This window comes from Clostridium sp. HBUAS56010, from assembly GCF_007115105.1.
In the GTDB taxonomy this organism is placed as follows: Bacteria; Bacillota; Clostridia; order Lachnospirales; family Lachnospiraceae; genus Lacrimispora.
On sequence record NZ_SULJ01000002.1, the window covers coordinates 33,036 to 47,184 of the forward strand.

A 14,149-nucleotide genomic window follows, 5' to 3' on the forward strand; every position below is an offset into this window, starting at 1 on the left:
ATCTGCCAGGCAGATCTTCTCCTTCCTCCCTATTCTTATCCTTTGTTACACAAAGAACAGTTTGCACAATCCGATGGACTGCAGTGCATCCCCGGTCTTTGAAAGGCTTCTATGGTAAAACCGCAGCGGTTTAAACAATAGCTTTGACCTCCCATTGTAACCTGTCTGGAATTATAATCAAATTCCACTTTCAGCCCGGATACAGTAAGTACATCATCATACAGGGGATGCATCTTTTGTTCAGGGGTGTATTTCACAATGCTCCCCTCTTCGGTCTGGACATAGATGGAATGGTCGCAGGTAATCAGCGACTTAATCTCTCCCTCCTGGGTAAAGGAAAGGGAATTGCTGTCCGCATTGATCCCGTTATGATCCGGATCAAAGGCTGCAAGGGTTCCGATGGGTGTAGGCACCATTACCGCTTCCATAGGTTCTACAGATTTTAATTTTCCTGACTGCCAGAGAGATAACCCAACTTCTGTTTCTACCGTTCCCAAAGGTGTCTTTACTGCAATCTTCTCTCCAGGAAATAAAGTAATGCTCTTAATCTCTCCGCTTTCATAAAAACAGATGCCGCTGATCATTGCCTTAAACTGACAAATACCAAGGTCAAAGGAAAGAGGAATATTGTGTTTCCGTTCATCTTCCTCTGACCAGAATCCGCTTAACTGACCATCAACCATGAATATACGGTGAAGTTCTCCGCCTGGATAAAACCGTACCAGTTCTGCAGGAAGTCCTCCAATAGGTGTTATAATCTCCTGCTGCTGTTCCAGGGACACAGCCACCACCATTCCCTTTCTGTCAAATTCCACAGCAAGCTTATTCTTTCTTCTGGGTGTTTCCGTATAAGCCGGAACCAGTTCTCCAACTTCTGTAACAATCATATTTTTTTCCGAAAGCTTTACGCCAAAAAGTTCTCCTTTTGGATGGCAGGTAAAAGAAGCCACGCCTCCTAAGATACCAAAAGGTGTCTGCAGCGTCTTATCATCAATCACCATATAATTCTGCATTGTTACCCCTCCTTTAAACAGAAACTTCTTGTTATGGTTACATGAACAGCTCCTTTTTTAAGCTGTACCGTTTTTTCAAAATCTTTCTGATTCTCCAGCCAAGGAGGAATATGGGCACAGATCAGATGAAGTTCCAGAAAAGGGGTTTCTGCCAAAAAGGGCATAAGCGCTTTTTTAGAAGACACTTCTGGACATTCCTTTTGCACCTCCAGAAGATTAAAATAATATATACCTGGAGTGTCCCCCTGTACCGGACGCAGGTTTTTCACCATCTCTGCCTTCCCTTTTTTGCGTTCCTCACTCTGCTTTAAATCTTCTATCACTCCGTTCAGGGTTTCTTCATCCACCTGGTCTGTAAGAAAAATACCATAGCCTTTTCTATCAATGACAGAAAAGGGAATTCCTGTGATTTCTTTACAGATCACTGCTTTGGCATTCCCTGCATAACCAGCTATTTTTTCTGTCTCCTGTCTTAACTCCACCACAGAACTCCCCTTTAGAGGGACAAAAGAAATGGAACTGACCCGTTCCCAAATCCCACCCTGTTCTTCATAAATCTGTACCAGATTGCAGCGCAGAAAAGCTTCCATTGTTTCATCACGGCTAAATACTGCTATTTTATCCATAGACATTCCCCCTTTGTTTAGCGGTCAAACTCAATTACATTTCCGTGAATCAGCTTTGCAAGAAATTCTTCCAGTTCCAGTTGGGCTTCTTCTTCATCAATATTTTTTTCCTCTGACAAAAGAGACACCAGCCTGCCAACCTCTGTTCCCCGCTCCAGACTGTTCCATAAAAAGATACAGGTTTCATTGACAGACGGAAGACCGTCTAGGGAGCCGTTCTGGCTGTCCCTTTCATCAAAAATACAGAATTCCCCGCCAAGCTCTTTTAAGACAAATCCAGGCTTTAGTTTTACGTTTCTAATTTTCATTTCAGCCTCTTAACCTTTCTATATCCACACCGTTTTTCATCAGTTCCAGATCTTCCCTGTCATATCCGGTACTCACCATAACGGCTCCTGTTGTCAGCCACATCACCAAAAGTCCAGTTACTTTCTTGATCATCAAAATAAGAAGCCAGGTGCTTACTGCTTCCTCTTTTAAACTTCTGATTATGGATTCCAGAAGTATGGTCTCTGTTTCAGAACCTGGGAAAACAGAGGCAAGATCCTCTTTGGAAACAATTCCGTACTGGTCCATGGTCTGGGCATACGCAACTGCATATTCCACTTTTCTTTTTTCATCCTTTGACTGGGTCAGGGTCTGCCCACCCACATAGATGACCGGCGCCTTTTCCTTTAGACCGGCAATCCGTTCCCTGAGTTTCTGCTTATCATAATAATTGGTTTCCGGCTGGTTTATCCGTTCTTCTATGGAATGAATCCGATTGAAAACCGGTTCTCTTTTCAGACTTCCTTCTATAATAATGTACCCAGGTGTTACGGTAAGAGTCTTTGCTTTTCCAAGCATATGGAGGGAAATCTCTTTCATGGGGCAGGGATAGATGCCGTCAAACACCGTAGTATTTGTCAAAACTGCCGTATCTCCCATGAGATCTTCTTTTCGCCTTCCTATTCCGGGGATTTTCCCCGCCCATACGGGAAGATGGTTTTTCTGAGTATTGACAGCCAGAAGATTCTTTGCTTCGCCCTCTATCTGGTCTGTAAGAATGAGAAGCCTCTCTCCTTTTAATCTGGTTAAAAGCGGATAGATCTCCTGAAAGGAGGATATGGAACGGTTTACCACCAGAACACGGACATCATAAAACGTTCCACAGGTTCCCACAGCCAACGGCCCATCAAGGCGCATTCCTTCTGTGATTTCCAGCTTTGTTTCTGCATTCATGGACTCTTTTACTACCAATTCCCCAGCCTCCATGCCAGAAAGAATCAAATCCGCCAAGTTGGGATCATTTGTTATCCGGGTAAGAAGCTCTTTCCTGGAATCCCTGGCAGGATGGGTGCTTTGTCTGACTGATTCTTCCAGAGACAGGGCGGCAGATTTTAAACATTTTGCAAAATACACCGGACTGATGCCGGATGCTTCCCTGCGTTGGCATACGGGGAGCAAAAACTTCATCATAGACGCAGTCTCTCTGGTGCCGCAGCCTGACAACGTGTTAATCTCCTGAATTGCTGCACTGGCAAGGCGGATCCCCTGGTTGACATAATAATCCTTCCCTTCCAGCTCTTTTGCCACCTCAGACGCAGACATACTGAATCTTCCATTGACTAAAATATTACCTTCCGCAGAGAGGACATGGCAAAGAGTTCCAATTCCCTGTGCCATCTTCCTTTTTCCGTCTTCATAACTTATCTGACGTATCATAGGCTTCTCCTCCCTTGCTCATCCCTCTTAATAGTTCTTCCGCTTTTTTTATGTCCAGACTGGTTACCCCCAGATCGAATTTTCTTCCGGCTCCATGTACGAATTCATAAAGGTTGCAATTACCTGCCCGTTCCCCAATTCCCAATAAAGTTCCATCTACCATATCTGCTCCTGCCAGCGCCATAACCATGGAGTTGGCAACTGCCATTCCAAAATCATTATGTTCATGAACCTCCACCTGAATTCCAGTCTGACGGATCTCCTGAATCATCTCCCTTGCTCTTCTTGGGAATAAAACACCAACCGTGTCCGCTAACCGGATTACCTCCACACCTTTTTTCCGAATCTGTCGGATGAGAGAAATCAAAAATGCCACATCGGCTCTGGAAGAATCTTCAAGCCCTACTGTAATCGGAATGTTATAATCCTTTGCAACCTGGATACATTCCATTAAGGTATTCTCAATCCATTTCTTATTCTTTCCAATCTTGGTGTAAATCTGGGTATAGGATACCGGCGTACCAACATGAATCAGATCTGGTTTCTGTCTGGCTGCCTCTTCCACATTCTTTGCATTCAGTCTGGACCAGACAGAGATGTCTGCATGCCTTTTTTCCTTCATGATCCTTGCGATATAATGAATTCCTTCTGTCCCTGTATCGTATATTCCGGCTTCAATTTCATCAATGCCGATGCTGTCTAAGAACAGAGCCAGTTTGATTTTATCTTCTGGTGAAAATACGATTCCAGGGCACTGCTCTCCATCCCGAAGGGTTGTATCCACTATTTTAATTCGTCTTTTCATTCTTATCACACTCACTCATTATAGTTAAAAATTCTTCATCGGTTACTTCTCCATTGTTTTTCATGCTTTTTCGTTTTACCATCTCAAGCAGCTGCCCTTCATCGTATTGCTTCTCAACTTTAAGCTGTTTCATTTTATAGCGTATGGATATCTTGCCCGAGTGCTTTCCAAGCACCACCTTTCTGGCTGCTCCCACAAGCTCTGGAGGAAAAGATTCGTAATTGGATGGCTTTTTTAAAACTCCGTCTACATGGATACCGGATTCAATATGAAAAATTTTGCTGCCGATCACGGGAGCATGACCGGATATGGTTTTCTTTGTCATCTGCTCAAAAACTCCCCGAAGCTCTGCCAGAGGTTCGAAGTTGTGGTTTGGTTTGTAACGCTCGACCACACGCATGGCAAGAATCACCTGTTCTGTGGCGGCTTTGTTGCCGATTCCTGTAAATGTGGTCATCACCGTACCGTTATGATGGTATTGGAGATAATCTGCGGCAATGGCAGAGGCACAGTAATAGGAATTCTCGGGATAAAGAATCGGGGATACCTGCATCAAAAGCTTCATTCCCCGTTCATATATATCCCTGCTTTCATAAATCAGAAGATCGTCAAGCCCTGTAAGCCTTAGCTTTTTGTCACAGCCAATATCCGCCAGGCCTTTTAATTCCGATACATCATTTACCTGAATGCTGCGGATACTTTTTCCAGTCCCATCAGAAAAGGAAGAAAAGAAAAACTGGATTCCCGGATATTTTCCGCATTCTCCCATACTGGGAAGTTCCATATAATAGATGATGCCTTCCGGCAGTTCACCATTTAACACATGATAAACTCTGGGGGAGAGAACTGCTCCCGACACAGAAAGACTGTTAAGCCCTTTTAAAAAATCTTTTACCAGTTTCTTTGTCAAACAACTTCCATCAACCATAGTCAGCGTAGCATCAATGATCTTCATCAACCGGCACCCCTCCCTTTTTTCGTAAATCTGTTATATCATCAGATCTTTGACCGGAACTCCTCCTTCAAAATGTTCATCAAATAACCGCTCCACATCAGGTCCGGTGACATTGCCATACCATACGCCTTCCGGATATACCACCACAACAGGTCCTTTGTCGCAGATGCCAAAACATCCTGTATTGTTTAAAACAACCTCTCCGGACAATTCCCGGTCCTCAATCTCCTGCATAAATGCCTGGATTAAATCAACCGCTCCTTTTTGATAACACATTCCTTTTTGAGTGCCATTTATTCTGCAGCTTGTGCAGATAAAGACATGATATTTGGGCTGTACCATCTGACTCCTCCTCCTTTTACATTGCTGCTGCCGCTTTTTTCACCGCATCTTCAATCATATCGTAGGTATTTACCGGCGTAATCCCCATCTGTGCCAGCTTTTTCTTTGGCTCCATTCCAATCCGCATGGCAATGACCCCGTTGCAGCCGGTAAGGGCATTTAAAATTGATTTCATTTTATCTTCCTGCTCTCCGCAGAATTCTTCACCGCTGCAGTACTGTTCCACCTTTCTCTTTCCTGCAAACCGTACTTCTCCGTTTTTGTAGTCATACAGGTAGAATTCTTTTGCATGACCAAAATGGGTATCCACCACCACTCCGCTTTTGGAAGCAACTGCAAACCGGTACTGTTTTTCCACGGAAAGTGCCTCTTTTGATTCTTCCGATAAGAACCCTTTTAATTCAATGGATTTATCATCCGTCAGGGTTCCCACCGCATCGGCACGGCAGTGCTGGCAATGATACATCTGTGGCATGATCGCTTCGCATTCTTTCCTCAATTCCGTCAACTGCCTGTTGGAGATGGGTTCCACCTGCTCCATGGCACTTCCCTCTACCGGAATCATCTGCATGATATTGGTAATAAAACAGCCCATTTCCTTCACAGCTTTTACCACTTCCGGTACATGATGGTCGTTGATTCCCTTTACCGTTACAATGTTAACCTTTACCAAAACCCCGTTGGCAATTAAGAGACGGATTCCTGCAAGCTGATTTGCTACCATGATGGCTCCTGCAGCATCTCCCCGATACTCTTTTCCCATAAACCGGATATACTGATAGATCTGTCCGCTGATATGGGGATCTACAGCATTGAGAGTTACGGTTACATGGGATACGGAAAGGCGTGCCAGTTCCTGGGCATACATCGGAAGCTTTAATCCGTTGGTGGAGAGACAGAATGTCACATCCGGATCCGCTTCTCTTATGAGTTCAAAAACAGACTTTACACTCTCCCAGTTTTCCAGTGCCTCTCCCGGTCCTGCAATACCCACTACAGTTAAGTTTGGCATCTTTTCCTTTACCTTCAGATACCGTTCCAATGCTTCATTGGGAGTTAAGATCGCCGAGGTCACTCCCGGACGGCTTTCGTTGGGACAGTCAAACTTTCTGACACAATATCCGCACTGAACGTTGCAGGCAGGTGCTACAGGCAGATGAATTCTGGCAAACTTGTGTCCTTTACAGTTATAGCAGGGGTGTTCCAGCGTCTTTTTTCTCATAACGGCTTCCCGGTCTGCAAGTTCTGTAAATTCCGGTGTTTTTACTGGTTTGGGAGATTTTGGTTCTTCTTTATAATAAGTATCATAAAGTGTCTCCCGGAATGTGGTTTCAACCGTTTCAAGAAGATGATTGGAAATCTCATCCATCAGTTCCATGGAACCTTCATACCCAAGCATCTTTAAGCGCTGTCCCCCTACATGGTCATGAACAGGAAATCCCCTCCGCACAAGAGGAAGCGAAAGATCTTTTGCAATTCTTCTTCCATCAGAATTACCAACTAAAAGATTGGCATTGCATGCAATAACCATAGCTTCAATCTCTTTAAAATCTGCCTGATCCGTAATTCTGTATTCTTCGATGAAATACCTTTGTGCCAGGGATTCGATCTCCGGAGCAATCTTTTTCATCAGTTCCGGGGAATGTGACCCGGCGGCACATACCACAGGCATCACTCCGCACTCACACATCATACGAACCATGGAATACACCTGATCCGGTTCCCCAAAGACAGCGGCTCTTCCGGAAGAATTATATTTGTGGGAATCAATCATAGCATCCTGATACCGGCCTCTTTCCTTTTTGAGTTTCTCTGGAATTTCTTTTCCAGAAATATCCGAAAGAGTTTTTAAGAAAATATCCGTATCTCTTAGTCCTACCGGAAGGGGAAGACGGATATAAGGAACTTTGTAAGTATGAAGCAGGTATTCCGCTACGGAATTCTTCCGTTCAAACCCTGATAATTCCAGGGTAATCTTTGCTCCGCCCATTTTTCTTAGTTCCTCTAAGCTGGTTCCATAATGGGGAAGACGGTTGTATTCTTTTTCATGAGCACCATCTAAATTCTCCGATAAGTCAGGTAACAGTATGGCTTCGATTCCAAAAAGGGCTAACATTTCTTTTATATACCTGGTATCAGCAGGGCTTAAAGGGGCAGTTACCACATTAACCAGATGATTTTTTTCCTTATCCATCGGAATGGAAGAAACAATTGCATGGAGTGCGGAAAAATAACCTTCATACTGACTTCCCCCATATCCGGGAGAACTGCACGGAATCAGGGTAATGTTCCGGTATTCTTCATTTTCTTCCAGAAAATCTTCTAAAATTCCAGGAACATCTTCTCCAATGGTTTCCGCAAGGCAGGTGGTCATGATTCCGATCATATCCGGATGATACAGCTCAATCAGATTTTTAAGTCCCTTTTTCAGATTATCGCTCCCACCATATACGGTCCCCTGCTCAGTTAAGGAAGAAGAAGCAATATCAACCGGCTCATTGTAATGGGTTGCCATATGTCTCCGGATGTAAGTGGCACATCCCTGAGAACCGTGAAGAATGGTCATGCAGTTTTTCAATCCGTAAAATGCAGTGGCACTGCCCATTGGCATACACATTTTACAGGGATTGATATTTAGATTTACCAGAGGTTCTACTTTACTTTTCATGGTTATTCCACCTTTCTGTCAGCCTACATATTCCCATACAGGACTGTTGATGCTTCGATTGATCTCCTCAGTGAAGTGATAAACTCCCTGAAAACCAGCTAAAGGGAATTTTCTCTCGTGATTGTGATCGCAGAATGCGATTCCCAGTTTATAAGCCAGAGGCCGTTCTTTCACACCTCCCACCAAAATATCCGCACCTTTTTTTTTCATGAACAGCTCAAGTTCTGCCGGATTGGCATCATCTAAAATAATGGTGTCCGGTTCCACCAGACTTTCTATAATCTCATAGTCTTCTTTTTTACCAGTCTGGGTTCCCACCACAACGGTCTGTATTCCCATGGTCTGAAACTGCCGGATCAGGGAAATCGCCTTAAACCCTCCACCCACATAGATGGCTGCTTTTTTCCCTTCCAGATTGGTTCGGTATTTCTTTAAAAATCCACTTAATTCTGCCGTTTTCCTTCCACAGAACCCAATGGCTTTTTTTCTTGCTTCATCATCATGAAGCGCATCTGCCACACGGATTAAAGATGCGGTAGTATCCTCAACACCAAAAAAACTGACTTTGATAAAAGGAATGCCAAGCTCCTCCTCCATCCGATTTGCCAGATAGGTACTTGATCCGGCACACTGGACAATATTAAAGGATGCCTTTGGAGCTTCTATCATATCCGCATAACTGGTGTCCCCTGTAAAACCAGAGATCACATCAATGCCAATCTCCTTAAAATAATTTTTTATGATCCACATCTCACCTGCCAGATTAAAATCCCCCAAAATATTAATGGCTTTCTTTTTATGCAGACTTTTATATGGAAGAAGAACGCTCATAATGGCATCACATGCCATACGGTATCCTGTTGATTTGTTCCCGGAAAACCCAGGGGATTTAACGGGAATAACCGGAATGGAATATTGCTCGGATTTCATTCTGCACAGTGCATCTACATCATCTCCGATTACACCTACAATACAGGTGGCATAAATAAAGATAAGCTTTACGTTCTCCTGTTTTTCCATCAGTTCATCAACGGCTGCCTCCAGTTTTTTAATTCCCCCGAATATAATATCCGTCTCCTGCAAATCGGTGGAAAAACTGTTGCGGTAAATATCCTCTCCACTTGATAACGACCCTCTGATATCCCAGGTATAGCTGGAACAGCCAATGGGACCATGGACGATATGATAGGCATCCGTAATGGGATTTAATACCACCCTTGCCCCGCAGTACACACAGGCCCTTTGAGATACGGAACCGGATACACTGTTGCTGTCGCAGCAAATACCGCCTTTGGCGCCGCATCCCTCTTTGATTACAATGGAACCCTTTCTGGCATCCAGAATATTATTGCTTGATTTTTCCGTTCCCATGACCATACTCCTTTCAAATGCGAACCCGGTGAATACCACAAGAGGGAGGGTGCGGCGCCCTCCCTGGTTCCCTGGTTCTTTTGTTTACATTACCACTTCAAAGTCTTCATCTGCCGCATCCCGGTCCTGCCGGTCCATCATGGCATCCACGATTTTTTCCACATAACGGATTCCGCCTGAATATCCAACGGTTGCCTGAATGGGGTTTCCGTACCGGTCAAGAACCGGAAATCCCATACGGACAAGAGGAATATCCTCTGCTTTTGCAATCTGTTTTCCATAACTGGAGCCAATTAGAATATCCACGGATTCATTTTTAATCAACTGATGAAGATAGAATAAATCCGTATCCGCCTTTACCACATATTCACTTTCATCTACTCCATACTGATCCATCAGTGCCTTGATTTCCTTCTCCCACCGTTCTTTTGGTGTTCCGGTAATGATGTATCTGGGGATCATTCCCAGTTCCAGACAAAGAGCCGTAAATCCATACACAATGTCCGGATCGCCGTAGATGGCGGCTTTCTTCTTATATACATACTGATGGGCATCTAACATTAAATCCACCAGTCTTCCGCGTTCATCCTCAAGAACTTTTGGTACCTCCTGTTTGGTAAATTTCTGGAGTTCTAAAAGGTACTGATCCGTCAGCTTTACTCCTACGGGAACGGGAATGTTGGAAAAAGGAACCTTAAATTCCTTTTCCATGTATTCCGATGGTTCCGTACTGCAATAAGTTCCCATGGAAATCAGCTTTTTACAGTCGCCAAGAGCTTTGATCTCTTCTCCTGAGGTTCCGGCATTGTTATGGAAATATTCATTTTTCCCATCCATGGGATGATCCAGCGTGCCGTCATGATCTGGAAAATAGATATAATCAGCTCCCATAAGTCCGGCGATTCTCTTTATTTCCCTGTCATCTCCAGGATTGACCCAGCCTGGGAAGATGGCTAATTTTCCATTGGACACTCCGGTCTTTTTTGTCATGTACTTCATAAACCCAATCATCATATTGGAAAATCCCTGGATATGTGATCCTTCATAGGAAGGAGTGCTGGCATATAACACCGTCTTTCCTTCCGGAATCTCCATGTCAAAAATATAGGAGCCAACATCATCGCCAATGGTTTCTGACAGGCAGGTGGTATGAATCGCCATAATGTCCGGGTTGTAGAGATCAAACACATTTTTGGCGGCTGTTGTAATATTGCTCCGCCCGCCAAATACAGAGGCTCCCTCGGTAAAAGAGCTGCTGGAGGCAATTGCGGGTTCTTTAAAATGACGGCTTAACACTGTCCTGTGGTAAGAACAGCATCCTTGGGAACCATGGGAATGGGGCATACATTTTTCTGCACCCAGTGCACAGAACATGGCACCTACCGGTTCACAGGTCTTACAGGGATTAATGGTCATATGCCGTTTTTCCATAATTTCTTTTGGGGTTAATTCGAGCATCAGCCTGCACCTCCTAACATTCCTTCAATCATTGGTGTGGTTTTCCACGGTGGTTTTACCAGGGACCAGGCATTGGTATAAAGACTCATTGCCACATCTCTTCCAAAGATGACCGCTCCTCTGAACCCTGCATAAGGTCCGGAATAATCATAGGAGTGCATCTGTCTGGATACCACACCACCATGCTGTATGGCGTATTTATCCTTGATTCCGGAAAAGAAAATATCCGGCTTATATGCCTCAATTAACTGATCGGTTTCAAACATGTTATAATCGTCCACAACCATATAGCCCTTTTTCATATCCTTTAACATTCCATCATAAGTATCCAGTTCCACACCGGCTGCCCGCATCTCTTTCATCTCTTCTTCGGAATAGCGGTCTTCATACCCGGCTTCCCTGCTGACAGAGATTTCTTCGATATTTTTAGAGTCTGCATCGGCTTTGATCTGGGGAATGATCTCACGGCCTTCATAATCATCTCTATGGGCAAATTCATACCCGGCAATTGTGGTTTCCATGCCAAAGTCCCGCAGTAACATCTGATAATGATGGGATCTGGAACCGCCTACAAAAATACCGGCTGTCTTTCCCTTTAGCTTGGATTTGTAATACTCCATATCTTCGCTGATTTCTGCCAGTTCTTCTGCAATGACTTCCTCCGTGCGCTTTGTAAGCTCCGGGTCATTAAAGTATGTTGCAATCATGCGAAGGGACTTACAGGTAGCTCCGATTCCGATGAAGTTGACCTTAATCCAGTCCACGCCGTATTTGGTCTTCATCATCTCTGCTATGTAATTAATAGAACGGTGGCACATAACCAGATTTAAATCCGCAAGATGGGAATTTTTAATGGTTTCATAGGAACCGTCTCCGGTAAATACCGAAACCACTTCATACCCGATCTTCTTTATTATCCGCTCCTGCTCCCAGCCATCACCGCCGATATTATACTCTCCAAGAATGTTGACACTGTACTTGCTCTTTGGGGCTTCTTCCCCCTTGCCGATCACATAACGCATCAGACCGTTATTCGCAATATGATGCCCGGCAGACTGGGATACACCCTTATACCCTTCACAGGAATAACCAATTGCCGTGATTCCGTATTTTTCCTCTGTTCTTCTCGCCACTGCCTGCACATCATCTCCAATCAGACCAATGGGACAGGTGGAGCAGATGAAGATACACTTCGGATTGAAGAGCCGCATAATCTCGTCAATTCCTTCTTCCAGCTTCTTCTCTCCCCCAAATACAATGTCAGACGCCCGCATATCAGTACAAAATGAATAAGGAACAAAGTTAGGCTCTCCCTCATAGGAAGATTTTGCTTTATTTCTTCTGGTCGCCCAGGAATAAAAGGCACAGCCAATCGGTCCGTGGGTAATTACAACGGAATCCTTCATGGGACCTACAACAACTCCCTTACAGCCTGCATAGCAGCAGCCTCTTGCGGTTATGATTCCCGGTATTGCCCTGGTATTGGCAGTAATCTCATCGGGTTCTTCTGCAAATTCCAATTGGGTAATATGACTCTTTCTGTTTTTAAACACTCTGGTTGAATATTGATCCAACAACAATTCTCTTTCTTTTGCCACTGCCTTCACCTCCCATCAATAAGCATCCATGGTGTGTTCTCCGCTTCTAACGGTATACGCTTCCTCAATGGGAAGCACGAAGATTTTTCCATCACCTGGATTTCCTGTCTGGTTTGCTTTTATCAAAATATCAACTGCCTCTGTTACCTGTTCATCTTCCACAATCATTGTCAGAAGCCTTTTGGGAATCCACCGGAACACTTCTGTCAAATGTTCTCCCTGGGGCGATATGGGAAGTGCTCCATTTTCCAGAACCAGAGTAACCAGTTCGGGATCAATCCTTTTTTTCCCTCTGCCCATTACCGATCTGCAGGTAACTGCCGGAAAACCGCCTTCTGCCAAAGCTTTTTTGGTCGGATTGATCTTATTCACACGGATAAATGCCATTACTTCTTTCATGTTCATCCTTCCTTTCTTTTAAAAGCTTTTCTTAAAGTCCTTTTTTTCCTGTGCTGATGGTATAAGCTTCTTCAATAGGAGAGATGAAGATTCTTCCGTCACCGTAATTGCCCTCTCCAGTCTTTGCAGTTCTTAAAATAACTTTCACCAGATCCTCTTTGTCCTCTTTGTTACAGAAAAATAAAAGCATTTCTTTCGGAATCTCGTCATAATGGACTTCTCCTACGGTAATTCCCTTTTGTTTTCCACGTCCATATACATCCATTTTCGTCACTGCCTGAAATCCTGCTTCTGCCGCCTCTTTCATGACATAATCCGCCTTTTCCGGCCGGATAATCGCTCTCACCAATACCATATCTGCCTCTCCTTTTCCCCTCTTAATCCATGATTCCGTACTGCATTAAAATCTCTTCCAGTTCATCAATATTCATCGGATTTGGAATCACAAATCTCTCATTGCCATCCACTTTTCTTGCCAGAGTACGGTATTCATCTGCCTGGACTTCCTCTGGAGAGAAATCAATCACCGTTCTCTTTCTGATTTCCGCTCTCTGAACCGCATTGTCACGAGGAACAAAATGAATCATCTGGGTTCCGATCTTTGCTGCCACCGCTTCCACCAGATCCTGCTCTTTGTCTACCTTTCTGGAATTGCAAATCAGACCCCCAAGTCTTACTCCGCCTGCCTTTGCATATTTGTAGATTCCTTTTGAAATGTTGTTGGCAGCATATAACGCCATCATTTCCCCGGAACATACAATGTAAATCTCCTGTGCTTTGCCTTCTCTGATGGGCATTGCAAATCCTCCGCATACAACATCACCAAGTACGTCATAAAATACATAATCCAGATCATCGGTGTAGGCACCAAGCTGCTCTAACAGATTAATGGAAGTGATGATTCCACGCCCCGCACAGCCAACTCCAGGCTCCGGACCTCCTGATTCCACACCCTTGATACCGCCGTACCCCTCTTTCATAACAGCTTCCAGTTCAATGTCATCTCCTTCATCACGAAGAGTATCCAGAACTGTCTTCTGTGCCAGACCCCCAAGAACCAGTCTGGTTGAATCTGCTTTTGGATCACATCCAACTATCATAATGTGCTTTCCCATCTCTGCAAGACCTGCAGTCAGATTCTGGGTTGTCGTTGATTTACCAATTCCGCCTTTTCCATAGATCGCAACCTGTCTCATAACAATTCCTCCTT

14 protein-coding genes are annotated in these 14,149 nt (G+C 44.3%); all 14 read right to left on the bottom strand.

All coding sequences use genetic code 11. The annotated features are described in order from the left end of the window. Positions 1 to 35: 35 nt before the first annotated feature. Complete coding sequence (locus FAY33_RS04775) at positions 36 to 1,013, bottom strand: hypothetical protein (protein ID WP_143319643.1); 978 nt, start codon at positions 1,011 to 1,013, stop codon at positions 36 to 38. A 2-nt stretch (positions 1,014 to 1,015) separates the two neighbouring features. Next, the gene (locus tag FAY33_RS04780; RefSeq protein ID WP_185967490.1) at positions 1,016 to 1,639 is read right to left on the bottom strand and encodes a Fe-only nitrogenase accessory AnfO family protein; all 624 of its coding nucleotides are present in this window, start codon (positions 1,637 to 1,639) and stop codon (positions 1,016 to 1,018) included. A gap of 17 nt (positions 1,640 to 1,656) precedes the next feature. Next, positions 1,657 to 1,947: a PqqD family peptide modification chaperone gene (locus FAY33_RS04785; RefSeq protein WP_143319645.1), complete on the bottom strand. Its 291-nt coding sequence runs from the start codon at positions 1,945 to 1,947 to the stop codon at positions 1,657 to 1,659. 1 nt (position 1,948) lies between these two features. Further along, positions 1,949 to 3,343: a hypothetical protein gene (locus FAY33_RS04790; RefSeq protein ID WP_143319646.1), complete on the bottom strand. Its 1,395-nt coding sequence runs from the start codon at positions 3,341 to 3,343 to the stop codon at positions 1,949 to 1,951. After that, positions 3,321 to 4,148: a homocitrate synthase gene (locus tag FAY33_RS04795; RefSeq protein ID WP_143319647.1), complete on the bottom strand. Its 828-nt coding sequence runs from the start codon at positions 4,146 to 4,148 to the stop codon at positions 3,321 to 3,323. Before FAY33_RS04795 ends, FAY33_RS04790 begins: the two co-directional genes overlap by 23 nt. After that, on the bottom strand, positions 4,132 to 5,103 hold the full coding sequence (locus FAY33_RS04800; protein ID WP_143319648.1) for a hypothetical protein: 972 nt from the start codon (positions 5,101 to 5,103) through the stop codon (positions 4,132 to 4,134). Before FAY33_RS04800 ends, FAY33_RS04795 begins: the two co-directional genes overlap by 17 nt. Positions 5,104 to 5,136: 33 nt before the next feature. After that, positions 5,137 to 5,445: a 2Fe-2S ferredoxin gene (locus FAY33_RS04805; RefSeq protein ID WP_143319649.1), complete on the bottom strand. Its 309-nt coding sequence runs from the start codon at positions 5,443 to 5,445 to the stop codon at positions 5,137 to 5,139. 16 nt (positions 5,446 to 5,461) lie between these two features. Next, a complete protein-coding gene (locus tag FAY33_RS04810) occupies positions 5,462 to 8,113 on the bottom strand; it encodes a nitrogenase component 1 (RefSeq protein WP_143319650.1) in 2,652 nt (883 codons plus the stop codon). An 18-nt stretch (positions 8,114 to 8,131) separates the two neighbouring features. Continuing rightward, on the bottom strand, positions 8,132 to 9,484 hold the full coding sequence (gene nifE / locus FAY33_RS04815) for a nitrogenase iron-molybdenum cofactor biosynthesis protein NifE (protein ID WP_143319651.1): 1,353 nt from the start codon (positions 9,482 to 9,484) through the stop codon (positions 8,132 to 8,134). Positions 9,485 to 9,568: 84 nt separating this feature from the next. Further along, entirely contained in the window at positions 9,569 to 10,942 is a 1,374-nt protein-coding gene (locus FAY33_RS04820) for a nitrogenase component 1 (protein ID WP_143319652.1), read from the bottom strand. Continuing rightward, positions 10,942 to 12,540, bottom strand: coding sequence for a nitrogenase component I subunit alpha (locus FAY33_RS04825; RefSeq protein WP_143319653.1), 1,599 nt, complete (start codon positions 12,538 to 12,540; stop codon positions 10,942 to 10,944). The genes FAY33_RS04820 and FAY33_RS04825 overlap by 1 nt, the downstream gene beginning before the upstream one ends. Positions 12,541 to 12,555: 15 nt before the next feature. Then, positions 12,556 to 12,939, bottom strand: a complete 384-nt coding sequence (locus FAY33_RS04830) for a P-II family nitrogen regulator (RefSeq protein ID WP_143319654.1) — start codon at positions 12,937 to 12,939, stop codon at positions 12,556 to 12,558. A 31-nt stretch (positions 12,940 to 12,970) separates the two neighbouring features. Further along, the gene (locus FAY33_RS04835) at positions 12,971 to 13,294 is read right to left on the bottom strand and encodes a P-II family nitrogen regulator (RefSeq protein WP_143319655.1); all 324 of its coding nucleotides are present in this window, start codon (positions 13,292 to 13,294) and stop codon (positions 12,971 to 12,973) included. 22 nt (positions 13,295 to 13,316) lie between these two features. Next, the gene (nifH, locus tag FAY33_RS04840) at positions 13,317 to 14,135 is read right to left on the bottom strand and encodes a nitrogenase iron protein (protein ID WP_143319656.1); all 819 of its coding nucleotides are present in this window, start codon (positions 14,133 to 14,135) and stop codon (positions 13,317 to 13,319) included. Positions 14,136 to 14,149 lie beyond the last annotated feature (14 nt).